Annotated in this window: 31 protein-coding genes; 28 read left to right on the top strand and 3 right to left on the bottom strand. The window is 57.8% G+C overall.

Features of this window, described 5'->3' with window-relative positions; genetic code table 11:
• Genes ACR0AP_RS07880 through ACR0AP_RS07985 form a run of 22 tightly spaced genes read left to right on the top strand, consistent with a single transcriptional unit; the run spans position 1 to position 19,358 of the window.
• Positions 1-123, top strand: coding sequence for a hypothetical protein (locus ACR0AP_RS07880; RefSeq protein ID WP_267362849.1), 123 nt, complete (start codon positions 1-3; stop codon positions 121-123).
• The gene (locus ACR0AP_RS07885) at positions 123-1,346 is read left to right on the top strand and encodes an NADH-quinone oxidoreductase subunit D (RefSeq protein WP_171631140.1); all 1,224 of its coding nucleotides are present in this window, start codon (positions 123-125) and stop codon (positions 1,344-1,346) included. Before ACR0AP_RS07880 ends, ACR0AP_RS07885 begins: the two co-directional genes overlap by 1 nt.
• Entirely contained in the window at positions 1,346-2,446 is a 1,101-nt protein-coding gene (gene nuoE, locus ACR0AP_RS07890) for an NADH-quinone oxidoreductase subunit NuoE (RefSeq protein WP_480506304.1), read from the top strand. The genes ACR0AP_RS07885 and nuoE overlap by 1 nt, the downstream gene beginning before the upstream one ends.
• A gap of 30 nt (positions 2,447-2,476) precedes the next feature.
• Positions 2,477-2,698: a DUF5337 domain-containing protein gene (locus tag ACR0AP_RS07895; RefSeq protein ID WP_209598087.1), complete on the top strand. Its 222-nt coding sequence runs from the start codon at positions 2,477-2,479 to the stop codon at positions 2,696-2,698.
• A gap of 12 nt (positions 2,699-2,710) precedes the next feature.
• Entirely contained in the window at positions 2,711-4,009 is a 1,299-nt protein-coding gene (nuoF, locus tag ACR0AP_RS07900; protein ID WP_209504919.1) for an NADH-quinone oxidoreductase subunit NuoF, read from the top strand.
• Between the two features lie 5 nt (positions 4,010-4,014).
• Complete coding sequence (locus ACR0AP_RS07905) at positions 4,015-4,431, top strand: MAPEG family protein (protein ID WP_480506305.1); 417 nt, start codon at positions 4,015-4,017, stop codon at positions 4,429-4,431.
• A 37-nt stretch (positions 4,432-4,468) separates the two neighbouring features.
• Positions 4,469-4,819 (top strand): hypothetical protein, encoded by a 351-nt coding sequence (locus ACR0AP_RS07910; protein ID WP_480506306.1) that lies wholly within the window; start codon positions 4,469-4,471, stop codon positions 4,817-4,819.
• The gene (locus tag ACR0AP_RS07915) at positions 4,816-5,322 is read left to right on the top strand and encodes a DUF5333 domain-containing protein (protein ID WP_480506307.1); all 507 of its coding nucleotides are present in this window, start codon (positions 4,816-4,818) and stop codon (positions 5,320-5,322) included. The genes ACR0AP_RS07910 and ACR0AP_RS07915 overlap by 4 nt, the downstream gene beginning before the upstream one ends.
• 5 nt (positions 5,323-5,327) lie before the next feature.
• Positions 5,328-7,349, top strand: coding sequence for an NADH-quinone oxidoreductase subunit NuoG (gene nuoG / locus ACR0AP_RS07920; RefSeq protein WP_480506308.1), 2,022 nt, complete (start codon positions 5,328-5,330; stop codon positions 7,347-7,349).
• On the top strand, positions 7,346-7,561 hold the full coding sequence (locus tag ACR0AP_RS07925) for a hypothetical protein (RefSeq protein ID WP_480506309.1): 216 nt from the start codon (positions 7,346-7,348) through the stop codon (positions 7,559-7,561). Before nuoG ends, ACR0AP_RS07925 begins: the two co-directional genes overlap by 4 nt.
• Entirely contained in the window at positions 7,554-8,591 is a 1,038-nt protein-coding gene (gene nuoH, locus ACR0AP_RS07930; protein ID WP_117868407.1) for an NADH-quinone oxidoreductase subunit NuoH, read from the top strand. The genes ACR0AP_RS07925 and nuoH overlap by 8 nt, the downstream gene beginning before the upstream one ends.
• 1 nt (position 8,592) lies before the next feature.
• Positions 8,593-9,087: an NADH-quinone oxidoreductase subunit NuoI gene (gene nuoI / locus ACR0AP_RS07935; protein ID WP_480506310.1), complete on the top strand. Its 495-nt coding sequence runs from the start codon at positions 8,593-8,595 to the stop codon at positions 9,085-9,087.
• Positions 9,084-9,494, top strand: coding sequence for a carboxymuconolactone decarboxylase family protein (locus ACR0AP_RS07940; protein WP_480506311.1), 411 nt, complete (start codon positions 9,084-9,086; stop codon positions 9,492-9,494). Before nuoI ends, ACR0AP_RS07940 begins: the two co-directional genes overlap by 4 nt.
• Positions 9,491-10,093 carry an NADH-quinone oxidoreductase subunit J gene (locus tag ACR0AP_RS07945; RefSeq protein WP_480506312.1) on the top strand — a complete coding sequence of 201 codons (603 nt, stop codon included), beginning with the start codon at positions 9,491-9,493 and terminating at the stop codon, positions 10,091-10,093. Before ACR0AP_RS07940 ends, ACR0AP_RS07945 begins: the two co-directional genes overlap by 4 nt.
• Before the next feature lie 11 nt (positions 10,094-10,104).
• Positions 10,105-10,638, top strand: coding sequence for a hypothetical protein (locus tag ACR0AP_RS07950; protein ID WP_480506313.1), 534 nt, complete (start codon positions 10,105-10,107; stop codon positions 10,636-10,638).
• Positions 10,635-10,940: an NADH-quinone oxidoreductase subunit NuoK gene (gene nuoK / locus ACR0AP_RS07955; RefSeq protein ID WP_005984024.1), complete on the top strand. Its 306-nt coding sequence runs from the start codon at positions 10,635-10,637 to the stop codon at positions 10,938-10,940. Before ACR0AP_RS07950 ends, nuoK begins: the two co-directional genes overlap by 4 nt.
• 6 nt (positions 10,941-10,946) lie before the next feature.
• Entirely contained in the window at positions 10,947-13,097 is a 2,151-nt protein-coding gene (gene nuoL / locus ACR0AP_RS07960; RefSeq protein WP_480506314.1) for an NADH-quinone oxidoreductase subunit L, read from the top strand.
• Positions 13,097-14,641, top strand: coding sequence for an NADH-quinone oxidoreductase subunit M (locus ACR0AP_RS07965; RefSeq protein WP_480506315.1), 1,545 nt, complete (start codon positions 13,097-13,099; stop codon positions 14,639-14,641). The genes nuoL and ACR0AP_RS07965 overlap by 1 nt, the downstream gene beginning before the upstream one ends.
• Before the next feature lie 15 nt (positions 14,642-14,656).
• Complete coding sequence (gene nuoN / locus ACR0AP_RS07970) at positions 14,657-16,099, top strand: NADH-quinone oxidoreductase subunit NuoN (protein ID WP_480506316.1); 1,443 nt, start codon at positions 14,657-14,659, stop codon at positions 16,097-16,099.
• A gap of 54 nt (positions 16,100-16,153) precedes the next feature.
• Positions 16,154-16,903 (top strand): biotin--[acetyl-CoA-carboxylase] ligase, encoded by a 750-nt coding sequence (locus ACR0AP_RS07975; protein ID WP_480506317.1) that lies wholly within the window; start codon positions 16,154-16,156, stop codon positions 16,901-16,903.
• An 11-nt stretch (positions 16,904-16,914) separates the two neighbouring features.
• Positions 16,915-17,694 carry a type III pantothenate kinase gene (locus tag ACR0AP_RS07980; protein ID WP_209504438.1) on the top strand — a complete coding sequence of 260 codons (780 nt, stop codon included), beginning with the start codon at positions 16,915-16,917 and terminating at the stop codon, positions 17,692-17,694.
• Positions 17,691-19,358, top strand: a complete 1,668-nt coding sequence (locus ACR0AP_RS07985; protein ID WP_480506318.1) for a ribonuclease J — start codon at positions 17,691-17,693, stop codon at positions 19,356-19,358. Before ACR0AP_RS07980 ends, ACR0AP_RS07985 begins: the two co-directional genes overlap by 4 nt.
• Positions 19,359-19,368: 10 nt before the next feature.
• Here the strand turns inward: ACR0AP_RS07985 and ACR0AP_RS07990 are convergent, their stop codons facing one another.
• Positions 19,369-20,070, bottom strand: a complete 702-nt coding sequence (locus ACR0AP_RS07990; RefSeq protein ID WP_480506319.1) for an NUDIX hydrolase — start codon at positions 20,068-20,070, stop codon at positions 19,369-19,371.
• 25 nt (positions 20,071-20,095) lie between these two features.
• On the bottom strand, positions 20,096-20,494 hold the full coding sequence (locus ACR0AP_RS07995) for a DUF983 domain-containing protein (RefSeq protein WP_480506320.1): 399 nt from the start codon (positions 20,492-20,494) through the stop codon (positions 20,096-20,098).
• Between the two features lie 220 nt (positions 20,495-20,714).
• Here ACR0AP_RS07995 and ACR0AP_RS08000 point away from each other — a divergent pair, with 220 nt between their 5' ends.
• Genes ACR0AP_RS08000 through ACR0AP_RS08015 form a run of 4 tightly spaced genes read left to right on the top strand, consistent with a single transcriptional unit; the run spans position 20,715 to position 22,622 of the window.
• Positions 20,715-21,185, top strand: a complete 471-nt coding sequence (locus tag ACR0AP_RS08000) for an EF-hand domain-containing protein (RefSeq protein ID WP_209504434.1) — start codon at positions 20,715-20,717, stop codon at positions 21,183-21,185.
• Between the two features lie 6 nt (positions 21,186-21,191).
• A complete protein-coding gene (locus tag ACR0AP_RS08005) occupies positions 21,192-21,809 on the top strand; it encodes an RNA polymerase sigma factor (protein ID WP_480506321.1) in 618 nt (205 codons plus the stop codon).
• Positions 21,799-22,152 (top strand): hypothetical protein, encoded by a 354-nt coding sequence (locus ACR0AP_RS08010; RefSeq protein ID WP_480506322.1) that lies wholly within the window; start codon positions 21,799-21,801, stop codon positions 22,150-22,152. Before ACR0AP_RS08005 ends, ACR0AP_RS08010 begins: the two co-directional genes overlap by 11 nt.
• Complete coding sequence (locus ACR0AP_RS08015) at positions 22,149-22,622, top strand: periplasmic heavy metal sensor (protein ID WP_480506323.1); 474 nt, start codon at positions 22,149-22,151, stop codon at positions 22,620-22,622. Before ACR0AP_RS08010 ends, ACR0AP_RS08015 begins: the two co-directional genes overlap by 4 nt.
• 5 nt (positions 22,623-22,627) lie before the next feature.
• Here ACR0AP_RS08015 and ACR0AP_RS08020 read toward each other — a convergent pair whose 3' ends face one another.
• Positions 22,628-24,028 carry a diguanylate cyclase domain-containing protein gene (locus ACR0AP_RS08020; RefSeq protein ID WP_480506324.1) on the bottom strand — a complete coding sequence of 467 codons (1,401 nt, stop codon included), beginning with the start codon at positions 24,026-24,028 and terminating at the stop codon, positions 22,628-22,630.
• A gap of 89 nt (positions 24,029-24,117) precedes the next feature.
• On the opposite strand from ACR0AP_RS08020, the gene ACR0AP_RS08025 reads away from it, so the two are divergent.
• Both ACR0AP_RS08025 and ACR0AP_RS08030 read left to right on the top strand, forming a co-directional pair.
• Positions 24,118-24,402, top strand: coding sequence for a DUF3572 domain-containing protein (locus ACR0AP_RS08025; protein WP_480506325.1), 285 nt, complete (start codon positions 24,118-24,120; stop codon positions 24,400-24,402).
• A 24-nt stretch (positions 24,403-24,426) separates the two neighbouring features.
• A complete protein-coding gene (locus ACR0AP_RS08030) occupies positions 24,427-25,119 on the top strand; it encodes an HAD family hydrolase (protein WP_480506326.1) in 693 nt (230 codons plus the stop codon).
• Positions 25,120-25,165: the final 46 nt, after the last annotated feature.

Here is a 25,165-nt window from a genome sequence, read left to right on the forward strand (position 1 = left end):
ATGATAGGTGAGTTGATCATTCTGGGCGCGTTTGGGGTTCTACTGGCCGGGTCTGCGGTCAAGGCGGTCGAGGCCGAAAAGGTCCGGGTTCGGGCCGAAGCAAAGAAGAAACGAGGGCGTTGATGGACGGCTCAAGATATGATGACGGCAGCACGGACGCGCTGAGCGGCGAGCAGAAGATCCGCAACTTCAACATCAACTTCGGCCCGCAACACCCCGCGGCGCACGGAGTTTTGCGTCTGGTGCTCGAGTTGGACGGCGAGATTGTCGAACGTTGCGACCCGCATATCGGCCTGCTGCATCGTGGCACCGAAAAGCTGATGGAAAGCCGGACGTATCTGCAAAACCTGCCGTATTTCGACCGTCTGGACTATGTGGCACCGATGAACCAGGAACATGCCTGGTGTCTGGCCATCGAAAAGCTGACCGGGGTCGAGGTGCCGCGCCGGGGCTCGCTGATCCGGGTGCTGTATTCCGAAATCGGACGCATCCTGAATCACCTGTTGAACGTGACCACGCAGGCGATGGATGTGGGCGCTCTGACCCCGCCGCTGTGGGGTTTTGAAGAACGCGAAAAGCTGATGGTGTTTTATGAGCGTGCCTGTGGCGCCCGCCTGCACGCCGCTTATTTCCGCCCCGGTGGTGTCCATCAGGACCTGCCGCCCGAACTGCTGGACGATATCGAGGCCTGGAGTCACGAATTCCCAAGCGTTCTTGATGACATTGACGGGCTGCTGACCGAAAACCGCATCTTCAAGCAGCGCAACGCCGATATCGGCGTGGTGACCGAGGATGACATCCAGAAATACGGCTTCTCGGGCGTGATGGTGCGTGGATCGGGTCTGGCCTGGGACCTGCGTCGCGCGCAGCCCTACGAGTGCTATGATGAGTTTGAATTCCAGATTCCCGTCGGCAAGAACGGCGATTGCTATGACCGCTATCTTGTCCGCATGGAGGAAATGCGCCAGTCGCTGCTGATCATCCGTCAGGCCATCGCCAAAATCCGCGAGTGTCCCGGTGACGTTCTGGCCCGCGGCAAGATCACTCCACCGAAACGCTCGGACATGAAGACCTCGATGGAGAGCCTGATCCATCACTTCAAGCTGTATACCGAAGGCTTCCACGTGCCTGCCGGTGAGGTCTATGCTGCCGTCGAAGCCCCCAAGGGCGAGTTCGGCGTCTATCTGGTCGCCGACGGCACCAACAAACCCTACCGCGCCAAACTGCGCGCGCCGGGTTTCCTGCACCTGCAAGCCATGGACCACGTTGCCAAGGGCCACCAACTGGCCGACGTCGCCGCCATCATCGGCACCATGGACGTCGTATTTGGAGAGATTGACCGCTAATGCTCCGCCGTCTGCACCCCGATCAACCTGAAAGCTTTGCCTTTACTGCTGCCAACCAGCAATGGGCCGAAGCGCAGATCACCAAATACCCCGAAGGCCGTCAGGCCAGCGCGGTCATTCCGCTTCTGTGGCGCGCACAGGAACAAGAGGGATGGCTGAGCCGTCCGGCGATTGAATCCGTCGCCGACATGCTGGGTATGGCCTATATCCGTGTGCTTGAGGTTGCTTCGTTTTACTTCATGTTCCAACTGCAACCCGTTGGGTCGGCTGCGCATATTCAGGTTTGTGGTACGACCTCCTGCATGATCTGCGGAGCAGAGGACCTGATTGCGGTCTGTAAGGAAAAGATCTCGGCGAAACCGCACGAACTGTCGGCTGATGGCAAGCTGAGTTGGGAAGAGGTCGAATGCCTTGGCTCCTGCACCAATGCGCCGATGGCGCAGATCGGCAAGGATTACTACGAAGACCTGACCGCCGAGAGCTTTGGCAAGATCCTCGATGATCTGGTGGCGGGGAAAGTTCCGACGCCGGGCCCACAAAACGGACGTTATGCGGCTGAACCGCTCAAAGGGCTGACCAGTCTGACCGATTATGAGGCCGGAAAGGCCCGGTATAACGCCAGCGTCGAACTGGCCACCGATATTGGCGATACGGTCAAACGCATCGACGGGACCGAGGTTCCGATCCTGACCCCTTGGTTGGGCAAGGATGGCAAAGCGGCTGCGACCAAAGCGGCACCGAAGCCGCCCAAAGCGCCAGCCCCGGCGAAACCTGCTGCGAAACAGGCCGCTGAGGCGAAGGCAGAGAAAGAGGACCAGCCCGAAACACTGACAGGCGCGCGCGACGGCAAGGCAGATAACCTGAAACTGTTGAAAGGCGTAGGCCCCAAGCTGGAGCAGACCCTGAACGAGCTGGGCTTCTTCCACTATGATCAGATCGCTGCCTGGACACCGGAACAGGTCGCCTGGGTCGATGCACGGTTGAAGTTCAAGGGCCGGATCGAGCGCGATGGCTGGATTGAACAGGCAGCCAAGCTTGCGGCGGGTGAGGAAACCGAATTTGCCAAACGTGCCAAGGAAGATGGCACCTACAAAGACTAAACGGGTGCCCCATCGGGGCATCGGGGGATGATGGACAAGGACAAGGATCAGGCTATAGCCCGAAAGGGCCGACATATTGGCATCGTCATTGCGGTGACGATGGTGATCTGGCTTGCCATGAACCTGTTCATTGGCCCCGCGCTGGGTTTGACAGCCCGGCACGCGCTGCTGTTTGATTTTGCTGCTCTGGCGGCATTCATTTATGCGGGTGTGAACATTTTTCAACTCTGGCGCATGCGTCAGGACAGCTGAAGGTAACGAATGATGCTGAAGGATCAGGACCGGATCTTTACCAACATCTACGGGATGCACGAACGCACGCTGAAAGGCGCGCAAGCCCGCGGGCATTGGGACGGCACAGCTGGCCTGATTGAAAAGGGCCGGGACTGGATCATTCAGACAATGAAGGATTCGGGGCTGCGCGGACGCGGCGGTGCGGGCTTCCCAACTGGCCTGAAATGGTCGTTCATGCCAAAGGAAAGCGACGGTCGCCCTTCCTATCTGGTTGTGAATGCCGATGAATCCGAGCCCGGCACCTGCAAAGACCGTGAGATCATGCGCCATGATCCGCATACGCTGATCGAGGGTTGCCTGATCGCGTCTTTCGCGATGAACGCCCATACCTGCTATATCTACCTGCGCGGCGAATACATCCGCGAGCGTGAAGCATTGCAGGCCGCGATTGATGAGGCCTATGACGCGGGTCTTCTGGGCAAAAATGCCGCTGGTTCGGGCTGGGATTTTGATCTTTTCCTTCATCACGGGGCAGGGGCCTATATTTGTGGCGAGGAAACAGCCCTGATCGAAAGCCTTGAGGGCAAGAAGGGTATGCCGCGGATGAAACCTCCGTTCCCGGCAGGTGCGGGGCTGTACGGATGTCCGACCACTGTGAACAACGTGGAATCCATCGCGGTGGTGCCGACCATTCTGCGTCGGGGTGCGGATTGGTTCGCTGGATTTGGTCGTCAGAACAACGCTGGTACCAAGCTGTTTGCGATCTCGGGCCACGTGAACAACCCTTGTGTCGTCGAAGAGGCGATGTCGATTCCGTTTGAACAGCTGATCGAAACCCATTGCGGCGGTATTCGCGGCGGGTGGGATAATCTGCTGGCGGTTATCCCCGGTGGGTCCTCGGTTCCCTGCGTGCGTGGTGAAAACATGCGCGACGCGATCATGGATTTCGATTACCTGCGCAACGATCTGGGGTCGGGTCTGGGCACGGCAGCGGTGATTGTGATGGACAAATCCACCGACATCATAAAGGCGATCTGGCGCCTGTCGAAGTTTTACAAGCATGAAAGTTGTGGTCAGTGTACGCCGTGTCGCGAAGGCACCGGCTGGATGATGCGTGTGATGGATCGTCTGGTGCGCGGCGAGGCTGAACTGGAAGAGATCGACATGTTGTTCGACGTGACCAAACAGGTCGAAGGACACACGATCTGTGCCTTGGGCGATGCGGCCGCCTGGCCGATCCAGGGCCTGATCCGCAACTTCCGGGAAGAGATCGAAGACCGCATCAAGGCTCAGAAATCGGGCCGTATGGGTGCCATGGCAGCGGAGTGAACAAGATGGAAGTGTTTGCTGAATATAGCCACGCAGTTGCGTCGGTTGTGCTATTCACACTGGTTGTGTTGTTTCTGGCACCGTTTTCGGCACTGGCCAAACAAGCCAAGGGGCTGGCACCCGGTGCGACGCCTGACCAGGATTATGCCGACAAGGCGTATCGTCTGAACCGGGCCTATCTGAATGGAACGGAAACACTTCCGGCATTTGTGACAGTCATTACAGCGGCGATTTTGCTTGGTGTCAGCCCGTTTTGGGTAAACCTGCTGGCCTCGGTGGCGCTGGTTGCGCGCTTGGCGATGCTGGTGGTGCACCTGAAAGGGATTGGCAAGCCAAGCAGTGGTCCGCGGACAATTCTGTATGTGATCGGCTGGGCGTGCATGGTCGTGATCGGACTTATGGCACTGGTGGCGGCGTTTTGATAGCGACGCAGTGGAACAGAAAACAAAGAGGGAAGGTATGAAGGCCCCGAAAGCCCTTATTGTTGTGTTGGCGCTGGCTGGTGTTTCTGCATGCGGTCTGGTGAAACCGTCAGCAGATCGGTTGTTGTTCGACGGCAAGTCGTTCAGGACCAAGGCGAAGGTTGTCGACAAGAAAACCTCGCCCGCGGACTTTACGGTAGTCGTCAAAGGCGTCTCTGACTCACTCGACGGAGCGCGCGAGGCCGGACGCCACGAAGGCACCAAATTCTGCATCCAAAACTTCGGATCGTCGCGGATTGCGTGGAAGGTGGGCCCGGACACTGACCCGCAGAAGCTCAGCATCAGCGATGATCAACTGACATTTGCAGGAACTTGCCAGCGGCCATGACCGGTGTTTTTCCATATCATCGGTTGGTGCGCGGGGTGTTATTGCCTAGCAGCAGCGAACCGCTTCGTCTTGGACAGTCCAAGACGAAAGGAAAACTCATGTCTGTCATAAAACTAGTTGCCCTCGCATCGTTGATTGCCTTGCCGGTGGTGGCAGAAGCAAAGCCGCCCTTGAGGGATGTCAAAGAGATCGACAACGAACTCTACTACATCGCCATTGCAAATGAGATCTCCGAGTTCTGCCCATCGATCAGCGGGCGGCGATTGAAAGCGATTAGTGTGATGTGGGGACTGCGGTCCAAAGCGAATAATCTGGGGTACTCGGACACAGAAATCCGCTCCTATGTCGAGTCGGATGCTGAAAAGGATCGGATGCGGGCCAAGGGCGAGGCCTATCTGGCGAAAAACGGCGTGTCCTACGACAACCCCAAAACATTCTGCTCTCTGGGGCAGAAGGAAATCCAAAGAAACAGCGCCATTGGCGTTTATTTGAGAGCGAACTGAGAGCCATGTCTGACCTCCGCAAGATCAATATCGACGGGCAGGAAATCGAAGTCGATGGTGCGATGACCCTGATACAGGCTTGTGAACAAGCCGGGGTCGAGGTGCCGCGTTTCTGCTATCACGAGCGTCTGTCGATTGCGGGAAACTGCCGGATGTGTCTGGTAGAAGTGGTGGGCGGACCGCCGAAACCGGCTGCCTCGTGCGCGATGCAAGTGCGCGATCTGCGCCCGGGGCCGGAAGGGCAGCCGCCGGTAGTCAAGACGAACTCTCCCATGGTCAAGAAGGCCCGCGAGGGAGTGATGGAGTTCCTGCTGATCAACCATCCGCTGGATTGCCCAATCTGCGATCAGGGCGGCGAATGCGATCTTCAGGATCAGGCGATGGCTTATGGCCTGTCCGGTTCGCGGTTCAAGGAAGCCAAACGCGCGGTCGATGATCTGGATCTGGGACCGCTTGTGGGCACCGCAATGACCCGCTGCATCAGTTGCACCCGCTGCGTGCGCTTCACCACCGAAGTCGCCGGGATCACTCAGATGGGTCAGACAGGGCGCGGTGAGGATGCCGAGATTACCTCGTATCTGAACCAGACGCTGGATTCGAACCTGCAGGGCAACATTATCGACCTGTGCCCGGTAGGGGCACTGACCTCGAAACCTTATGCGTTTACCGCCCGCCCGTGGGAATTGACCAAGACCGAAAGCATCGACGTCATGGACGCGCTGGGATCGAACATTCGTGTCGATACCAAAGGGCGCGAGGTGATGCGCTTCCTTCCTCGCAATCATGACGGCGTGAATGAGGAGTGGATCAGCGACAAAACCCGCTTTGTCTGGGACGGGTTGCGGCGTCAGCGTCTGGACAAGCCTTACATCCGTGAAAACGGCAAACTGCGCCCGGCCTCATGGTCCGAAGCACTGACCAAGGCCGCAGAAGCGCTGAAAAGCGCTGAGAAGCCAGCCGGTATCGTCGGTGATCTGGCGCCGGTCGAGGCTGCGTTCGCATTGAAACAGATGATCGAAGGACAGGGCGGTGTTGTCGAATGCCGCACCGATGGAGCCAAGCTTCCGGCCGGGAACCGTGGCGCATATGCCGGGACCGCCGCGATTGAAGACATCGATGCCGCCGAGCGTATTCTTCTGATTGGCACCAACCCGCGCGATGAAGCACCGGTTTTGAACGCGCGTATCCGCAAAGCGTGGGCGCATGGGGCCGAAGTCGCTTTGGTGGGTCCAGCGGTCGATCTGACTTATGGGTACCATCATGTGGGCGATGATCGCGCGGCGCTGCAAAAGGTTATCGACATGGGGGGCGACGATGAAATCAGGGGCAAACGCTCGCTGGTCGTCGTCGGGCAGGGCGCGCTGCAAGAGGCGGATGGTGCCGCTGTTCTAGCTGCCGCGCAAACGATTGCCGCAAATACGGAAAGCGGCCTGATCATTCTGCACACTGCGGCGTCGCGCGTGGGCGCGATGGATGTGGATGCCACCAACGCAGGCGGCATGGAAGCGATCAATGCTGCGGATGTGATCTATAACCTTGGTGCGGATGAGATCGAAATCGGCGAAGGCGCCTTTGTGATCTACCAGGGCAGCCACGGGGATCGGGGCGCACACCGCGCAGACGTGATCCTGCCGGGTGCGGCCTATACTGAGGAAAACGGTCTGTTCGTAAACACGGAAGGCCGCCCACAACTGGCGATGCGCGCAGGGTTTGCGCCGGGTGAGGCCAAGGAAAACTGGGCCATCCTGCGTGCGCTGTCGGCTGAACTGGGGGCGACACTCCCCTATGACTCGCTTGCGCAGTTGCGCACAGCCTTGATCGAGGCGGTTCCCCATCTGGCCCGCATCGACGATGTGATCGAGAATGAGGTTCAAGCGCTGGAGGCCGGGTCTTTGGGCAAGGCGACCTTCCGCAATGCGATCAAGGATTTCTATCTGACCAACCCGATCGCACGGGCCTCGCAACTGATGGCCGAGCTTTCGGCGCAGGCGCAAGCCCGCAAAGCTGAGAAGATTGCGGCGGAATGAACGAAAGCAGTTTCATATCGCAAACCAGCGCTGTGGTCGGGTGGCACCTGACTGCGCTGGAAATGTGCGTGAAACGAAAGAAAAAGGGTGGCGCAATGGCGGCAGATGCTGTTTACACCAACGCGCCGACCCAGCCGCAGTTTGCGCAGGCATCTGGCCTTTGCATCGCGCGCGAAAAACGGAATACCCACGGTGTGAGGACCAATGGCTGAATTCTTTAACACCCCCGGCGGAATAGCCATCATCATTCTGGCGCAAGTGCTTGCTGTTGTTGCCTTCGTGATGATCTCGCTGTTGTTCCTTGTTTATGGTGATCGCAAGATCTGGGCCGCTGTCCAGATGCGCCGCGGCCCTAACGTGGTCGGCGTCTACGGTCTGCTGCAATCGGTGGCAGATGCGTTGAAATACGTCGTCAAAGAGGTCGTGATCCCTGCAGGAGCCGACCGCACGGTTTTCATCCTCGCGCCGCTCACCTCTTTCGTGTTGGCGATGATCGCCTGGGCGGTGATCCCGTTCAATGATGGCTGGGTCCTGTCGGACATCAACGTCGCAATCCTCTATGTCTTCGCCGTGTCCTCGCTTGAGGTTTATGGCGTGATCATGGGCGGTTGGGCGTCGAACTCAAAGTACCCGTTCCTCGGCTCGTTGCGCTCTGCCGCGCAGATGATTTCGTACGAGGTTTCCATCGGCCTGATCATCATCGGTGTGATCATCTCGACCGGGTCGATGAACTTTGGTGATATCGTGCGAGCGCAGGATGGATCGTTCGGATTCTTCAGCTGGTACTGGCTGCCGCATTTCCCGATGGTCTTCCTGTTCTTCATCTCGGCACTGGCCGAGACGAACCGACCACCGTTTGACTTGCCCGAAGCGGAATCGGAACTGGTGGCCGGTTATCAGGTGGAATATTCGGCCACGCCCTTCCTGTTGTTTATGGCCGGTGAGTACATCGCCATCTTCCTGATGTGCGCCCTGACGTCACTGCTGTTCTTCGGTGGATGGCTATCGCCGATTCCGGGTTTGCCCGATGGCGTGCTGTGGATGGTCGCCAAGATGGCGTTCTTCTTCTTCATCTTCGCGATGGTCAAGGCGATCACACCGCGCTACCGCTATGACCAGCTGATGCGGTTGGGCTGGAAAGTGTTCCTGCCGTTCAGCCTCGTTTGGGTGGTTTTTGTAGCCTTCGCGGCAAAATTCGACTGGTTCTGGGGCGCGTTTGCGCGTTGGAGCGTAGGAGGCTGATATGACCCAAATCGACTACACCCGCGCTGCCAAGTATTTCTTGCTGCAGGATTTCTGGGTCGGCTTCAAACTTGGCATGAAGTACTTCTTCGCTCCCAAAGCCACCGTGAACTACCCACACGAAAAGGGCCCCCTGTCCCCGCGCTTTCGCGGCGAACACGCCTTGCGCCGGTATCCCAATGGCGAAGAACGCTGCATCGCCTGCAAACTGTGCGAAGCGATCTGCCCGGCGCAGGCCATCACCATCGACGCCGAGCCGCGCGAGGACGGCAGCCGCCGCACCACCCGCTATGACATCGACATGACCAAGTGCATCTATTGCGGCTTCTGTCAGGAAGCATGCCCGGTTGATGCCATCGTCGAAGGCCCGAACTTTGAATTCGCGACAGAAACCCGGGAAGAGCTGTTCTACGACAAGGAAAAACTCCTGTCGAATGGCGAACGCTGGGAAGCCGAGATCGCGCGCAATCTGGAACTGGACGCACCGTACCGATGACTGACAGCCCGACAAATCCGTTCGAGCTGATGATGAAGCAGGCTCAGGACATGGCCAAGGCGATGAACCCGGCGATGGAAAGCTTCTCGCCCAAAGGGTTCGAGGCGCTGTGGCCGACCATGCCGAAAGAGGTCATGGAGATGATGTTCGGCAACACTGTCAACAAGGACGGGCTGGATGCCAAGACACGCCTGCTGTTGACGCTGGCCGGGCTGACCTGTCAGGGCGCGCAGGCGGATGCGGCCGTAAGGCAGACCGTGCGCCATGCACTGGAGGCGGGCGCAAAGAAACAAGAGATCGTGGAAACGATCGGTCAGATGTCGGTCTTTGCCGGCATCCCGGCTATGACCCGCGCGTTGGAACTGGCGCAAGAGGTCATTGGCGACAACGAGGATGAGGATCAATGACCGTCTTTGCCTTCTACCTGTTTGCCATCAGCGCCATCACCGGCGGGCTGTTCACGGTGATCAGCCGCCAGCCGGTGCACTCGGTCCTGTGGCTGATCCTGGCGTTTCTGTCCTCGGCAGGGCTGTTCGTGCTGCTGGGGGCCGAGTTCGTGGCGATGCTGCTGGTCATCGTCTATGTCGGCGCGGTCGCGGTTCTGTTCCTCTTCGTGGTGATGATGCTGGACGTGGATTTTGCCGAGCTCAAGGCCGAAATGGCGCGCTATATGCCGCTGGCCCTGCTGATTGGTCTGATCATCCTGATGCAGTTTGTCATGGCCTTCGGGGCATGGGACAGCGCGCAGGGCGCGGCGGCCAATCTGGCGCAACCCGTTCCAGCGGACCGCCACAACACCGAGGCGCTCGGCGTCATTCTTTATGATCAATACTTCCTTCTGTTCCAACTGGCGGGCCTGATCCTGCTGGTGGCCATGATCGGCGCCATCGTTCTGACTCTGCGCCACCGCAAGGACATCAAGCGTCAGGACATCATAGGCCAGATGATGCGCGACCCGGCCAAGGCGATGGAATTGAAGGACGTGAAACCGGGGCAGGGGTTGTGAGAGGCGAACTCTTGAAAGTTTTAGCCATGACGGCTTGTCTTGCGCTAGCTCCGGCGTCGCTGTTGGCGTGTGAGAGTGCGCCGCAGAACGAGGGTTACAAGTTAAAACGAATGAACTCCGATTGCAGCTTTGTAAATGGCGGTAGAGGGCAATTCGAAACGTTCTCCGGAGAAGCCGTAGTCAATATTGGCAATGGACGCATTGGACAACGTGTGAATGCCGGAGACGGTTGCAGCCCGAAACAAAGCCTGTTCTTTCAAAACTGCGGCAGCGGAGAAGGTATCGTTATCTATGGAGAATATAGGCCGACCAACATCGCCGGTTACGTGCCAAGTTCTATTGATCTGATACAAAAGCCAGAAGGTCCCATCGGACTAACCGCTGAGACAACAGTAGCCGAACTGAAGCAGATTGCATCCGAACATCGATATTCATTCACGAAAGATATCCGGAAGTTCTTTGCTCGAACCAAAAACCACAAACGTATCGACTACACCTGCGGCTGCAAACTCTACTACCCCGACTCGCCAGGAGCGAAGCTATGATCGGACTTGAACACTATCTTACGGTCGCGGCGACGCTGTTCGTCATCGGCATCTTCGGTCTCTTCCTGAACCGCAAGAACGTCATCATCCTGCTGATGAGCATCGAACTGATGCTGCTGGCGGTGAATATCAACCTCGTGGCGTTCTCCAGTTTCCTCGGCGATCTGGTCGGGCAGGTCTTCACGCTGTTCGTGCTGACCGTTGCAGCGGCCGAAGCGGCGATTGGTCTGGCCATTCTGGTCTGTTTCTTCCGCAACCGTGGCACCATCGCGGTTGAAGACGTCAATATGATGAAGGGGTAAGGGAACATGGAAACCACCATCCTCTTTGCCCCGTTGGTGGGCGCGCTGCTCTGCGGGTTCGGCTGGAAGTTCATTGGCGAGAAAGCCGCCATGTGGACGGCCACGGGCCTACTGTTTCTGGCCTGTCTGCTGTCTTGGCTCGTATTCTTCACCTTCGACGGCCACACGCAGCAGATCGAGATCATGCGCTGGATCGAAAGCGGCTCGCTTTCGACAAGCTGGGCCATCCGTCTGGACCGACTGACGGCAATCATGCTGATCGTGGTGACGACCGTCTCGGCGCTCGTGCACCTGTACAGCTTCGGCTACATGGACCACGATCCGCAATGGCGCGAAGGCGAAAGCTATAAACCGCGCTTCTTTGCCTATCTGTCCTTCTTCACCTTTGCCATGCTGATGCTGGTGACGGCGGATAATCTGGTGCAGATGTTCTTTGGCTGGGAGGGCGTCGGCGTCGCTTCATACCTGCTGATCGGGTTCTATTATCGCAAGCCTTCGGCCAATGCGGCGGCAATCAAGGCTTTCGTGGTCAACCGGGTTGGCGATTTTGGGTTTGCTCTGGGCATCTTCGCGCTGTTCTTCCTGACCGACAGTATCAACTTCTCGGACATCTTCGCCTCTGCCCCTGCCTTGGCCGAAGAAAAGCTGCATTTCCTGTGGGGGGAATGGACCGCGATCGAAGTGATCTGCGTTCTGCTCTTCATCGGCGCGATGGGTAAATCGGCGCAGTTGATCCTGCACACATGGTTGCCGGACGCGATGGAGGGCCCGACGCCTGTGTCAGCGCTGATCCACGCTGCGACCATGGTGACCGCAGGTGTCTTTTTGGTCTGCCGCATGTCCCCGCTGATGGAGTTCGCACCGGGCGCAACAGGGTTCATCACTGTTCTTGGGGCCTCGACTGCGTTCTTCGCTGCTACTGTTGGTCTGGTTCAGACCGATATCAAACGTGTCATCGCGTATTCGACCTGTTCGCAGCTGGGCTACATGTTTGTGGCGGCGGGCGTCGGCATGTATTCGGCGGCGATGTTCCACCTGTTCACGCATGCCTTCTTCAAGGCGCTGTTGTTCCTTGGGGCCGGTTCGGTGATCCACGCGATGCATCACGAGCAGGAGATGACCGAGTATGGCGGTCTGCGCAAAAAGATTCCCTATACCTTCTGGGCGATGATGATCGGTACCCTGGCGATTACCGGTGTTGGCATCCCGCTGACCACCTTTGGGTTTGCCGGTTTCCTGTCAAAGGACGCAATTATCGAAAGCGCCTATGCGGGCGGATCAAGCTATGGCTTCTGGTTGCTGGTCGTCGCTGCCGCGTTCACCTCGTTCTACAGCTGGCGTCTGATCTTCCTGACCTTCTATGGCGAGCCGCGCGGCGACAAGCACACGCATGATCACGCACATGAAAGCCCGATGGTAATGCTGGTGCCGCTGGGTGTTCTGTCGCTGGGAGCGGTGTTCGCGGGCATGATCTGGTACGGAAACTTCTTTGGCCATGCGGACAAGGTTGGCAAATTCTACGGTATTCCGGTTGCAGAAGCTTCAGAGCATGCCGAGGCCGGTGATCACGCGGCGGTGGATGCGTCGCACGGCGAAGACAGCCATGCCGATGAAAGCCGTGCGGCTGACAGCCATGCTGATGAAGGTCATGGTGAGAAGGATGCCAAGGGTGGCGATCATCACTATGTCTTTGCGGGCGAGCCGGGTGAAGGTGCGCTTTATATGGCGCCGGACAACCACATTCTGGACGATGCGCATGCGGCTCCGAAATGGGTCAAGGTTTCGCCATTTGTTGCGATGGTGCTTGGCTTTGTCGTGGCCTATTGGTTCTACATCGTGAACACATCGCTGCCGGCACGTCTGGCCGCCAACCAGCGTCCGCTGTACCTGTTCTTACTGAACAAATGGTATTTCGACGAAATCTACGACGCGATCTTTGTCAAACCCACTGTCGCCCTTGGCCGGTTCCTGTGGAAACGCGGTGACGGCAACACGATTGACGGCTTCCTGAACGGGGTTGCAATGGGCGTTGTTCCCTTCTTCACCCGCCTCGCAGGCAAGGCGCAGACCGGGTACATCTTTACTTACGCCTTCTGGATGGTTTTGGGCATTGCGGCCCTTGTCACCTGGATGTCGATCGGCGGAGGCGCACACTAATGGACAATATCCTATCTATTGTCACCTTTATCCCCGCCATCGCAGCAAGCATTCTGGCGCTGTTCCTGCACGGCAGCGACGTCGCTGCTCAGCGCAACGCCAAGTGGATTGCATTGCTGGCGACAACTGTGACGTTTCTGGTGTCAATTGGCATCTACACAGGCTTTGATCCTTCGAACACCGGCTTCCAGATGGTGGAAGAGGGTGAATGGCTGATGGGTCTGAAATACAAGATGGGCGTGGATGGCATTAGCGTTCTGTTCGTGTTGCTGACCACTTTCATCATGCCGCTGACCATTCTGGCCAGTTGGAATGTGACAGACCGCGTCAAGGAATACATGATTGCTTTCTTGCTGCTGGAAACGCTGATGCTGGGCGTGTTCATGGCGCTGGATCTTGTGCTGTTCTACCTGTTCTTCGAGGCAGGTCTGATCCCGATGTTCCTGATCATCGGTATCTGGGGCGGCAAGGATCGTATCTATGCCAGCTTCAAGTTCTTCCTTTACACCTTCCTTGGTTCGGTGCTGATGCTGGTGGCCATGGTCGCAATGTATGCTGACGCGGGCACCACGGATATCGAAGCTCTGATGGCCCATCAGTTCGCATCCGAGAGTTTCAGCGTGTTGGGCATCTATGTCACCGGCGGTATGCAGACGTTGATGTTCCTGGCCTTCTTCGCGTCTTTTGCGGTGAAAATGCCGATGTGGCCGGTGCATACCTGGTTGCCCGATGCGCACGTTCAGGCGCCGACGGCGGGTTCGGTCGTGCTGGCGGCGATCCTGTTGAAGATGGGCGGCTACGGCTTCCTGCGGTTCAGCCTGCCGATGTTCCCGGTTGGCTCGGCGGTGATGACTGATCTTGTGCTTTGGATGTCAGCCATAGCGGTTGTCTACACCTCGCTGGTGGCACTGGTGCAGGAAGACATAAAAAAGCTGATCGCGTATTCCTCGGTGGCGCATATGGGCTTTGTCACGATGGGCATCTTTGCTGCGAACCAGCAAGGCATTGACGGCGCAATTTTCCAGATGCTGAGCCACGGGTTCATCTCTGCCGCGCTCTTTCTCTGTGTCGGCGTGATCTATGACCGGATGCACACCCGCGATATCGAGGCTTATGGCGGTCTGGTCATCCGGATGCCCGCCTATGCGCTGGTCTTCATGCTGTTCACCATGGCCAATGTCGGCCTGCCGGGCACCAGCGGGTTTATTGGTGAGTTCCTGACACTCATGGGTACATTCCAGGTCAACACCTGGGTGACTGCCGTTGCGGCGACCGGTGTGATCTTTTCGGCAGCCTACGCGCTGTGGCTCTATCGCCGGGTCGTGTTTGGGGACCTGATCAAGGAAAGCCTGAAGGCGATGACCGACATGAGCTCGCGCGAGCGGTTGATTTTTGCCCCGCTGATCGTGATGACGATCCTTCTGGGCGTTTACCCGTCGCTGGTGACCGATGTGATCGGCCAATCCACGACGGCACTCATTTCGAACTATGACACGGCTCTGGCCGCGGCTGAGGCTGCGACCCAGACTGCCGCTTCGCATTAAGGGAGCTTTGGAGACATGATCCAGGCTGATCTGACAATTATCCTGCCGGAAATCGTTCTGGCGATCTATGCGATGGTGGCTCTGTTGGGGGCTGTCTACACCTCGAGAGACGGGCTGGCTTCGGTTCTGGTCTGGACCACAGCGGGCTTGATGGCGGTCCTGGCGATCTGGATCGCAACCCAAGGCAGTGGTACCAACGTGGCCTTCAACGGCATGTTCGTAGATGACGGGTTCGCGCGTTTTGCCAAAGTTGCCATCCTTTCGTCGGCAGGTGCCGTACTGGTGATGAGCCAGGAATACATGGCACGCCGGGGTTTGCTGCGCTTTGAATATCCGTTGCTGGTGGCTCTTGCCGCCGTAGGGATGATGATGATGGTCAGCGCAGGCGATCTGATGTCTCTTTACATGGGGCTCGAGCTGCAATCCCTTGCGCTTTATGTTGTTGCCGCGCTGCGTCGTGACAGCGCGAAATCAACCGAAGCAGGGCTGAAGTACTTTGTTCTGGGCGCTCTCAGTTCAGGTCTGCTGCTGTATGGTGCGTCGCTGGTCTATGGGTTCACCGGCACAACACTGTTCTCGGGCATTATTCAGACGGTCCATCATGGGGACGTCTCGGTTGGTCTGTTGTTTGGCCTGATCTTCCTGATCTCGGGTCTGGCATTCAAGGTGTCGGCGGTTCCGTTCCATATGTGGACACCGGATGTCTATGAAGGGTCGCCGACGCCAATTACGGCCTTCTTTGCCACCGCGCCGAAAGTCGCGGCAATGGCTTTGTTTGCACGTCTTCTGCATGACGCTTTCGGAGGCGTGGTCAAAGATTGGCAGCAAGTGATTGTTTTGCTGTCGGTGCTGTCGATGCTGCTGGGGGCGGTTGCCGCAATTGGTCAGCGCGACATCAAGCGACTGATGGCGTTCTCGTCGATTGCCCATATGGGCTATGCGCTGATCGGTCTCGCGGCTGGCACCGAGTTGGGTATTCAGGCGATGCTGATGTATCTGGCGATTTACGTGACCATGAACATTGGCACGTTTGCGTTTATCCTGATGATGGAACGCGACGGCAAACCCGTCACTGACATTGATGCGCTGCGCCAGTATTCCAAACGTGATCCGGGCAAGGCCCTTGCTGTTCTGATCCTGATGTTCTCGCTTGCCGGTGTCCCACCGATGCTGGGTTTCTTTGCGAAGTTTGGTGTTTGGCGGGCTGGTGTAAGTGCCGATTTGACAGGCCTTGTTGTGGTTTCGGCCATCGCATCGGTAATTGGCGCCTTCTATTACCTGCGGATCGTGTTCTACATGTATTTCGGGGCCGAGAACGAGGACCCGATCGAAACGCGGTCGACACCTGTTCTGTGGGTCGCCCTGATGGGGTCCGCGGCGCTGATGCTGATCGGGGTCTTCTATCAGTTCGGGATCGAGGGCGCGGCCGCTGCCGCGGCAGCGACTCTTGTCAACTGAACGTTTTGCACAATCTGAGAGAGGGGCTCGGTCGCGTGACCGGGCCTTTTTGATATGACCAAGTGGCCAAAAGGCTATGGCCTGCACGAGGTGCAGGAAGTCGATAGCACACTCAACGAAGCGGCGCGGATTGCCCCCAATGCCCGTGGTCCTGTCTGGATCATGGCGCATCATCAGACGGCTGCGCGTGGGCGACGCGGACGGTCATGGGCCAACCCCATGGGCAACCTTGCCGCGACCCTTTTGATGCGCCCCGAAGGTGCACCAGAACAGGCGGCACTGCGCAGTTTTGTTGCGGCACTGGCTCTGTTTGACGCTTGCGTCTCGGTGACAGGGCGTGCGGCGGGGCTGTCGTTGAAATGGCCCAATGACGTACTGCTGAACGGAGGTAAGCTTGCTGGTATTTTGCTGGAAAGCGTCGGCCAGGGGCGCGGTGTAGCGCATCTGTCGATCGGTATTGGCGTGAATTTGGCCAACGCCCCAGACGCCGACGTGGTGGAACCGGGCGCGATCCGTCCCGTCTCGCTGTTGTCGGAAACCGGTGCAAACGTCACGCCCGAGGATTTTCTGACCGAGCTTGCCTCGGCCTATGCCAAATATGAAACTCAGTTTGTTACCTACGGGTTCGAACCCATTCGCACTGCGTGGCTGTCCCGTGCTGCCCGGCTGGGCGAGGTTATCACGGCCCGTACCGGAACGTCCGAGACGGTTGGGACCTTCGAAACGGTAGACGCAGCCGGTAACCTTGTCTTAAACACCGCCAAAGGTCGCGTGAGCATTCCTGCGGCGGATGTCTATTTCTGAAAGGGGCACAGATGCTTCTGGCCATTGATTGCGGCAATACCAACACAGTCTTCTCGATCTGGGATGGTCAGGAATTTCTGTGCACCCTGCGCACCTCGACCCATCACGCACGCACGGCGGACGCCTATTTCACCTGGTATTCGACGCTGGTGAAACATTACGGGATCGAGGCGAATATCTCGGATGTCATCATTGCCTCGACCGTGCCGCGCGTCGTGTTCAACCTGCGCATCTTTGCTGATCGCTTTTTTGGGTGCAGGCCGCTGGTAGTGGGAAGGCCGGATTGCCTGCTGCCCGTGCCGCCGCGTGTGGATCAAGGAACTGTGCCGGGCCCGGATCGACTGGCCAACGCAGTTGGCGCATTTGACCGTCATGGCGGCAATGTCGTCGTGGTGGACTTTGGTACCGCAACAAATTTCGACGTTGTCGCCGCGGACGGTGCCTATGTGGGGGGCGTCATCGCTCCGGGTGTGAACCTCAGCCTTGAGGCTTTGCATCAGGGCGCAGCCGCACTGCCGCATATCGACATCACGCGTCCCGAGAAGGTGATCGGTACAAATACGGTTGGTTGTATCCAGTCGGGCGTGTATTGGGGATATTCCGGCCTGATCGAAGGGCTGATCGCGCGGATCAAGGCCGAATATGGAATGCCGATGAAAGTCGTGGGAACCGGAGGGTTGGCCCCCTTGTTCGATCAGGCCGACGTGGGGTTCGACGTAATCGAGGATGATTTGACGATGCACGGCTTGACCGTGATTCATCGCTACAACAAGGAAAATGGCTCGATATGAGCAGTGAAAGATTGATCTACCTGCCGCTGGGTGGCGCGGGCGAAATTGGCATGAATGCCTATGTGTACGGATATGGTCAGCCCGGGCAGGAACGTCTGATCCTGGTGGACCTGGGCGTCACTTTTCCCGATATGGACACAACACCGGGTGTCGACCTGATCTATGCGGATATTTCATGGTTGAAAGAACGAGCCGACCGGCTGGATGGCGTTTTCATCACCCATGCGCATGAAGACCATGTCGGCGCCGTGGCTCATTGCTATGAGGCACTGGGAGCCCCGGTTTATGCCCGGGCTTTCACGGCCAATATCGCGCGTCGCAAGATGGAAGAATATGCGCACCCGACCGATGTTGTGACAACCGTGTCCGCATGGCCCGAAAAGGTCTCAGTCGGACCGTTTACGGTGGGTTTCCTTCCAGTTTCACACTCGATCCCGGAAAGTGCTGCGTTGGTCATCGACACGCCCTCAGGACGCGTGGTGCACTCGGGTGATTTCAAGCTGGATGCAAACCCGGTCGTGGGCGAACCCTTTGATCCCGACCTGTGGGCCGAGATTGCCAAGCCGGGCGTCAAGGCGTTGGTTTGCGACAGCACGAATGTTTTCTCCGCGCATCCGGGCCGTTCGGAATCCGAGGTCGGGCCAGAGATTACCAAACTGGTCGAAAGCGCCGAGGGTATGGTTGTGGCAACTACCTTCGCGTCGAACGTGGCACGGGTCAAAACATTGGCCGAGGCGGGCGCGCGCGCGGGGCGTTCGGTTGTGTTGCTGGGGCGCGCAATGCGGCGGATGATCGAAGCTGCAACCGAAACGGGTATCCTGTCGGACTTCCCCAAGGTGATCAGCGCAGAAGAGGCGTTGGACCTGCCGCGCCAGAACCTGATGCTGATCGTGACCGGCAGCCAGGGCGAACGCCGTGCGGCAAGTGCGCAACTGGCCCGTGGCAAGTACCGAGGTCTGGAACTGTCCGAAGGCGATCTGTTCCTGTTTTCGTCGAAAACCATTCCCGGAAACGAACGTGGCGTGATTTTCATCATGAACCAGCTCAGTGAAAAGGGCGTGGATGTGGTGGATGACAGCTCGGGCCTCTATCACGTCTCTGGCCATGCGAACCGGCCTGATCTTGAGAAGGTGCACGCGCTGATCGATCCGCAAGTTGTGATCCCAATGCATGGAGAGCACCGGCACCTGCGCGAGCATGTCAAACTGGCTGAGCAGGGTGGCAGAACGGGTGTGCTGGCCGTGAACGGCACCATGCTGGATCTCAGCGGCAATGCACCCGTGGTGGTCGACCATGTCGAAACCGGGCGTACCTATCTGGACGGTACGGTGAAAATCGGTGCGATGGACGGTGTGGTACGGGACCGTATTCGCATGGCGCTGAACGGCCACGTAACTGTGACAGTCGTTCTGGACGAAGAAGACGAGCCGCTGGGCGAACCGTGGTGCGATACGATGGGTCTGCCCGAAGTCGGAACGTCCCGCGCCGGATTGGTCGAAGTATTGGAAGAAGACCTGAACCAGTTCCTGATGCGGGCTGCGGCCAAGACCCTACGGGATGACGACAAGCTGGAAGACGAAATGCGCCGGATTGTGCGTCAGACGGCAAAAGCGGAAATCGGCAAAAAACCTGAAGTGACGGTGGTTGTCAGCCGGATGCGGTGAAACTGATCGGTCAGTCGTGCTCGGGCATCGGATAGCCTCTGAGCCGCAGGAACAGATTAGCTTCTTCGTTGTTCTGATAGAACGGAACCGATACTGGCGGCTCGGGTGAGGTCACCCGGGCTGCTACTTCGGCCAGAACAACTTCGGTGATAAACGGCAGATCCAGGTCGCGCGCCCGATCCAGTTCCACCCATTGTAGATGCGACAGCTCGTCCGAGGCATGGCTGAAATCATCCAAGTCGCCCTGCAGCGCATCGGCATCGACCAGAAAGAACCGCGCATCGAACCGACGGGGGCGGCCGGGCGGTGTGACCGCGCGAAAGACAAATTGCAACGCAGCTGCCGACGGCACGTAACCCATGGCAGAAAAGCTCTGCCAGTCGTCGGGAATGCTGCCCGGCCAGTGTCCCGTCTGGCCCAGGACAAGTCCTGTCTCTTCCCAAAGCTCGCGAATTGCTGCGGCGGCAAGGGCGTGTTGTTTTCCGGATTCCGCCTGTTCCGCCAACCGCTCGGAACACAGGTCAGGCAATGTGGTCGCAAGCGGTACATCCGCATCCGCCGGATCGACCGCTCCGCCGGGGAATACGAATTTGTTGGGCATGAACACGGCCTTGGACCCACGTTGACCCATCAGGATCGACGGATTGGTCCACCTGTTCCGCAAAACGATGACGGTTGCGGCGTCGCGGATGGCGGTCTTGTCGGTCGTCATGCCCAAAACAATCGTTTCTTGAGGCTCATGAATCGTTGCCAAAACCGTGCATACGACGCGCCCACTGATATGCGACCACAGCGCCTTTCAAGCGGGGGAGCAAAAACAGCGACAGTGCAACGCAAGCAATGGAAAACCCGATGGCCATCACCCATGGGTCCGGGCGCCAGTTCACATACGAGACGTGCAGGGCCGGGGCCAACAAGTGCCCGACCAGCAGGATCGTCAGATAGGCGGGCCCATCATCAGCGCGGTGATGAAACAGTTCCTGTCCACAGTTCGAGCAGGTGTCATTCACCTTCAGGTAGCTGTGCAACAGCTTGCCTTCGCCGCAATTAGGACACTTGCACCAAAACCCTTTGACCAATGCAGGCCAGGTTTCACGCTCGTTCTGGGTTGTGGTGTCGATCGTCTGATCTGTCATAATATTACTCGCGCAGTAATCTTTGGCGGATAATGCGCCTGAACAGGTGATTTTTAAAGGGGGGTGCGTCGCTTTGAAACGCACCTCAGCTGAACTTCGTCGTGAAATACCGCGCTGGTTCAAAAAAAAGTTGCTGGCACTGCGACGGAATTCCCTACTTCGCGCGTTTGAATGGATATGAGCAGCGGCACTCAGGCCGCGTTAACAAGGGAAAACCGAAATGAAAAATGCAAAATTCATCACGGCGATTGTTCTGTCGGGTGTTGCAATCACCGGCACGTCTGTTCTCGCGGCCGGCCCGGGCGGTCGTGAGCCAGTGTCCTTTCAAGAATTGGATGCCAATGGCGACGGTCAGGTGACGCAGCAAGAAATGGAAGCGCGTTTCACCGAACGCTTCTCGGCCGCGGATACTGATGGGGACGGTCAACTCAGCCTTGAGGAAATGCAGGCCGCCGCTCAAAAAAAGGCAAACGACCGGGTCGCCAAAATGTTCGAAAACAACGATGCGAACAACGACGGTTTCCTAAGCCAGGACGAGTTGCCGAAACCGCGTCGGGGTGACAAGATGTTTGACCGGATGGATGCAGATAATAGTGGTGGAATATCGGAGCAGGAATTTGCCGATGCCAAAGACCGGATGGGACGTCACCATAAGAATAAGCGCCACAAGTCGGGTGCAATCGACAACTGATGCAGGGTGGAGGACCTGACCTCTCACCTACACGATGTTCGCGGTGCGGGTTGCACCGCGAGCTCTCTCAGCGACGATGTGTTGCTGAGCCAATTCGCTGATGGTGACGCACAGGCTGCGCGGGTTTTAACCGATCGTCTCGGGCCGCTTTGTTATTCCGTCGCGTTGCGTTTGTTGGGCAATCGGGCCGAGGCAGAAGACGTAACGCAGGAGGCGATGATGCGGTTGTGGCAGATGGCGCCGGATTGGGTGCCGGGTCAGGCCAAAGTGTCGACATGGTTGTATCGCGTGACGCTGAATCTGTGTGTGGACATTCGGCGCAGGAAGGCCCCCGGCAGGTTGTCGGATATTCCTGAGCCGGAAGATGGCAAAGCCAGCGTAGTCGACCAGTTGCAGGATGAGGCCCGCGTGGATGCGTTGCAGCTTGCCTTGGCGCAGCTGCCCGAAAGGCAGAGGCAGGCAGTGATTCTGCGCCACATCGAAGAGTTGCCCAACCCTGAAATTGCCGGGATCATGGGAATTTCAGTAGAAGCGGTTGAAAGTTTGACCGCGCGGGGCAAACGAAGTCTGACCGCGATATTGGCCGGGCGACGTGAAGAACTGGGGTATGACGATGACGGATGAAAACCTGGAACTGGATCATTTGTTTGCGCAGGCTCGGCAGAACCGACCGCCGCTGCCCGACGATCTGGCCGTGCGCATTCAGATTGATGCTGAAAAACTCCGCCTGAGTCGCTTAAGGCCTGAACCGCATCCACAATTTTCGCTCTGGCATCGAATGATGGGCAACGTAGGTGGCTGGCAGGGGGTGGGCGGCTTGATCGCTGCCAGTGCGGCGGGGCTCTGGATCGGCTTTTCCGCGCCGGGGTTCCTGCCCGATCCTGCCAATCTTCTGGCATCGCAAGAGGCGGCCCTTTTTGTGGCGGACCTTGGATACGACACGAGTTTTCTGGAGAGCACAGAATGAATGCTGCCCCTAAACCGAAACGCCGGTGGATGACGGTTTTGCTGGTCTTGTCATTGGCTCTGAACCTGTTGGTTGTCGGTGTTGCAGTCGGAACCATGCTGCGCCTGAAGGATGGAGTTCACACCGAGGCACCGCCGGGATTCGGCCCGGCGCTATATCGCGCTTTGCCGAAAGATGATCGAAAAGCGATGCGAGGGGAACTGTCTGCGCTACGCGAAAAAGACCTAAGAGGGCGCAGACAGGACTTTGAAGCCCTGAGCCTGGCACTGCGCACAGTGCCCTTCGATCCGGTCGCCGTTGAAGTGTTGTTGCAGAAACAGTCGCAAGCAACAGCAGAACTGCAACTAGCCTTGCAGACACAATGGCTGGCTCGCGTCACCGCCATGAGCGACGCAGAGCGGCAATCTTATGCGGACAGGTTGCAAAAGATCGTCGAACGCGGGCCGCATGGGCACAAGAAAAAGGACTGACAGGTTCAGGCTGCGCTTTGCCTGATACTCACCTGATTGCGCCCCGCTTTTTTTGCCGCATAAAGGGCTTTGTCGGCGGCTTTTAGGATATCTTCTACAGGAACGGGTGTGCGTTCTTTTCCCGGCTGACCCGATTGCGGCATCTCCAGCCCAATGCTGATCGTGACGTTAACCTGCAAACCTTGATCCGTTAGCAGGAACGGCGCGCGACAAATGCTGTCACAGATGGTCTCAGCCAGTTTTCTGGCTTGCTTTTGTGACACATCGGGCACCGCGAACATGAACTCTTCACCGCCGATACGGGCGACAAAACCTTTGGATCCAAGTGCGCTTTGCATGCGTTTTGCGGCCTGCGTCAGAACACAATCACCGGCACCATGGCCATGGCAGTCATTGATGGTCTTGAAGTGGTCCAGATCCGCCAGCATGACGGCAAAGCCATGCCCGGTACGGGCAGACTGACGCGCGATCTGATCCAATGCCCGCATGGCGTAACGACGATTGTGCAGCCCGGTGAGCGGATCAATCCAGGACTCGGCGATCCCTTTTCTCAGTGATACGCGCAGATGATCAAGCCGTGCCTTGCGCGCAATCTGATTATTCAGCCGCAACAGAATCTCTTGCGCGCAGAACCCCCCAAGGCATACGGCGTCCGCTCCTCTGTCCAGCGCTTCCGAGGCATGCACGGCATCGTTGTCCTGCAAGACGCCAATCAGGACGGTATTCCGGGTTGCTGCCCGTGACCTGAGATCCGCAAGGACATTCAGCGCGGATGGGTGCGAGCCCAATTCGACGACAATCGCGTCCGGTATCGGCCCGGACAAAACGCCTTGTAAGTTCGATTGAAGGTGCCAGGACAGATCGAAACGGTGCTGGCCTTGCAGGGCCTTGTACCAAAGGGCACCGGTTTGGACCGTATCGGCCAAGATATCAACCCGGGCCGCGTTCGGGGGGCTGATCATCACAGGGGCGGGTTCCCCAAATCCAATAGGTTGCGATCCGGTGCTGACCTGCAAATCTTGAGTAACCGCGCGCGCGCGCAAAAGGCTGCGAATGCGTGCCAGCAGCAACGTATCTTTGAAAGGATGCGTCAGCACATCGTCCAGCCCGTCTTTCAGGGCACGCAGGCGCGCGTTTTTGTCATTCTGTGCTGCCAGTACGACGACGGGCACGTCATCAAGGCCAGATACTTCGGTGAGGGCTTTCTTGACATCAGCTGCTGTTCCGTCGGGCAATGTTTGGGCCGTCAGAACTAGGTCCGGCTGCACGCGGCGTGCAAGGGCTTGTAGCCCTTCAAGTTTTCCACCCTGTACCACGTGGTACCAGGCAGCAGTCAGTTGAACCTTCAGCATTATGCGGTTGGTTGATACCCCGTCGAGGACAAGGATGGTGCCTTGCACAGACATAGTCGTTCACCGTTGATTGCATGCGTGAACAAATTGTTTATGAGTCTGGTTAACAAACTCTTTCCAGCACCATTCTCTGAGCGCAGTTTATGCCCCTTTCGTCCGATTCAGCCGAGACTCTTGCTCTGACAGCCCTGGGGTGGTTGGTCAGCAACGACGAGCTTTTGCCTTTATTTCTTGGCTCGACGGGCGCTTCGATCGGGGATGTTCGCAATCGGGCCGGTGATCGGGACTTTCTGACTTCGGTTCTCGATTTTCTGGTGCTTGACGATTCGTGGGTCATGGCGTTTTGTGACGCCAACTCAATCGCCTATGATCACCCGGCCCAGGCGCGGGCGGTTCTGTCAGGCGGCGGCGATGTAAACTGGACCTGAACACCTTTTCCGCAGGAGCACGCGATGCCAATAGAAGCAATCGTCTTCGACAAGGATGGCACTTTGTTCGATTTTGCCAAAACCTGGGGAACGTTCGGGCGCTCGTTGCTGATGCGCCTGACAAAGGGGGATGTAGACCGGGCGGTGGAACTCGGCAGCGTCATCGGATTTGACTTCGAGCAAGAGCGGTATACCACAGATAGCATTGTGATAGCCGCAACGGTCGAAGAAATCGCCGAAGTGCTTATTTCGCATGTTGACGATGTGACATTGCAGGAAGTTGTGGACATGATGAACGCCGAAGCCGCGGCGGCTCCTCAATCCCCTGCCGTTCCGTTGGGTCCGTTCCTGAAAGGGTTGCAGCAATCCGGGATCAAACTGGGCGTTGCGACAAATGACAGCGAGCATCCGGCATTGCAGCATCTGGAATCTGCGGGAATACGCGAACACTTCGATTTTATCGCCGGGTATGACAGTGGTCATGGGTTCAAACCGGGGCCAGGTCAGTTGCTGGCCTTTTCCGCACAGATCGGGGTCGAGCCGTCGCGCATCGCAATGGTAGGTGACAGTGTTCATGACCTGCAAGCGGGACGCGCAGCCGGAATGATCACCATTGGCGTTTTGACCGGATTGGCCGAAGCAGAAGCGCTGGCGCCGATGGCGGATGTTGTCCTGCCGGATATCGGTCACATTCCGGCATGGCTGGCCGAAAAATGATGCGTTGATCCGGAAAATCGACGAACAATTATAGAAAACCGACAAG

It is taken from the genome of Ruegeria sp. AF7 (genome assembly GCF_056541885.1).

Excerpts from the sequence above, each read along its gene's own strand:
- ACR0AP_RS07880 (WP_267362849.1), top strand. The coding sequence starts at position 1 with ATGATAGGTGAGTTGATCATTCTGGGCGCGTTTGGGGTTCTACTGGCC.
- ACR0AP_RS07885 (WP_171631140.1), top strand. The coding sequence starts at position 123 with ATGGACGGCTCAAGATATGATGACGGCAGCACGGACGCGCTGAGCGGC.
- nuoE (WP_480506304.1), top strand. The coding sequence starts at position 1,346 with ATGCTCCGCCGTCTGCACCCCGATCAACCTGAAAGCTTTGCCTTTACT.
- nuoK (WP_005984024.1), top strand. The coding sequence starts at position 10,635 with ATGATCGGACTTGAACACTATCTTACGGTCGCGGCGACGCTGTTCGTC.
- nuoI (WP_480506310.1), top strand. The coding sequence starts at position 8,593 with ATGACCCAAATCGACTACACCCGCGCTGCCAAGTATTTCTTGCTGCAG.
- nuoF (WP_209504919.1), top strand. The coding sequence starts at position 2,711 with ATGCTGAAGGATCAGGACCGGATCTTTACCAACATCTACGGGATGCAC.
- ACR0AP_RS07940 (WP_480506311.1), top strand. The coding sequence starts at position 9,084 with ATGACTGACAGCCCGACAAATCCGTTCGAGCTGATGATGAAGCAGGCT.
- ACR0AP_RS08030 (WP_480506326.1), top strand. The coding sequence starts at position 24,427 with ATGCCAATAGAAGCAATCGTCTTCGACAAGGATGGCACTTTGTTCGAT.
- ACR0AP_RS07945 (WP_480506312.1), top strand. The coding sequence starts at position 9,491 with ATGACCGTCTTTGCCTTCTACCTGTTTGCCATCAGCGCCATCACCGGC.
- nuoH (WP_117868407.1), top strand. The coding sequence starts at position 7,554 with ATGGCTGAATTCTTTAACACCCCCGGCGGAATAGCCATCATCATTCTG.
- ACR0AP_RS07915 (WP_480506307.1), top strand. The coding sequence starts at position 4,816 with ATGACCGGTGTTTTTCCATATCATCGGTTGGTGCGCGGGGTGTTATTG.
- ACR0AP_RS08015 (WP_480506323.1), top strand. The coding sequence starts at position 22,149 with ATGAATGCTGCCCCTAAACCGAAACGCCGGTGGATGACGGTTTTGCTG.
- ACR0AP_RS07965 (WP_480506315.1), top strand. The coding sequence starts at position 13,097 with ATGGACAATATCCTATCTATTGTCACCTTTATCCCCGCCATCGCAGCA.
- ACR0AP_RS08010 (WP_480506322.1), top strand. The coding sequence starts at position 21,799 with ATGACGGATGAAAACCTGGAACTGGATCATTTGTTTGCGCAGGCTCGG.
- ACR0AP_RS07985 (WP_480506318.1), top strand. The coding sequence starts at position 17,691 with ATGAGCAGTGAAAGATTGATCTACCTGCCGCTGGGTGGCGCGGGCGAA.
- ACR0AP_RS07995 (WP_480506320.1), bottom strand. The coding sequence starts at position 20,494 with ATGACAGATCAGACGATCGACACCACAACCCAGAACGAGCGTGAAACC.
- ACR0AP_RS07925 (WP_480506309.1), top strand. The coding sequence starts at position 7,346 with ATGAACGAAAGCAGTTTCATATCGCAAACCAGCGCTGTGGTCGGGTGG.
- ACR0AP_RS07975 (WP_480506317.1), top strand. The coding sequence starts at position 16,154 with ATGACCAAGTGGCCAAAAGGCTATGGCCTGCACGAGGTGCAGGAAGTC.
- ACR0AP_RS07905 (WP_480506305.1), top strand. The coding sequence starts at position 4,015 with ATGGAAGTGTTTGCTGAATATAGCCACGCAGTTGCGTCGGTTGTGCTA.
- nuoL (WP_480506314.1), top strand. The coding sequence starts at position 10,947 with ATGGAAACCACCATCCTCTTTGCCCCGTTGGTGGGCGCGCTGCTCTGC.
- ACR0AP_RS07910 (WP_480506306.1), top strand. The coding sequence starts at position 4,469 with ATGAAGGCCCCGAAAGCCCTTATTGTTGTGTTGGCGCTGGCTGGTGTT.
- ACR0AP_RS07980 (WP_209504438.1), top strand. The coding sequence starts at position 16,915 with ATGCTTCTGGCCATTGATTGCGGCAATACCAACACAGTCTTCTCGATC.
- ACR0AP_RS07895 (WP_209598087.1), top strand. The coding sequence starts at position 2,477 with ATGGACAAGGACAAGGATCAGGCTATAGCCCGAAAGGGCCGACATATT.
- ACR0AP_RS08000 (WP_209504434.1), top strand. The coding sequence starts at position 20,715 with ATGAAAAATGCAAAATTCATCACGGCGATTGTTCTGTCGGGTGTTGCA.
- nuoG (WP_480506308.1), top strand. The coding sequence starts at position 5,328 with ATGTCTGACCTCCGCAAGATCAATATCGACGGGCAGGAAATCGAAGTC.
- ACR0AP_RS07990 (WP_480506319.1), bottom strand. The coding sequence starts at position 20,070 with ATGACGACCGACAAGACCGCCATCCGCGACGCCGCAACCGTCATCGTT.
- ACR0AP_RS08020 (WP_480506324.1), bottom strand. The coding sequence starts at position 24,028 with ATGTCTGTGCAAGGCACCATCCTTGTCCTCGACGGGGTATCAACCAAC.
- nuoN (WP_480506316.1), top strand. The coding sequence starts at position 14,657 with ATGATCCAGGCTGATCTGACAATTATCCTGCCGGAAATCGTTCTGGCG.
- ACR0AP_RS08025 (WP_480506325.1), top strand. The coding sequence starts at position 24,118 with ATGCCCCTTTCGTCCGATTCAGCCGAGACTCTTGCTCTGACAGCCCTG.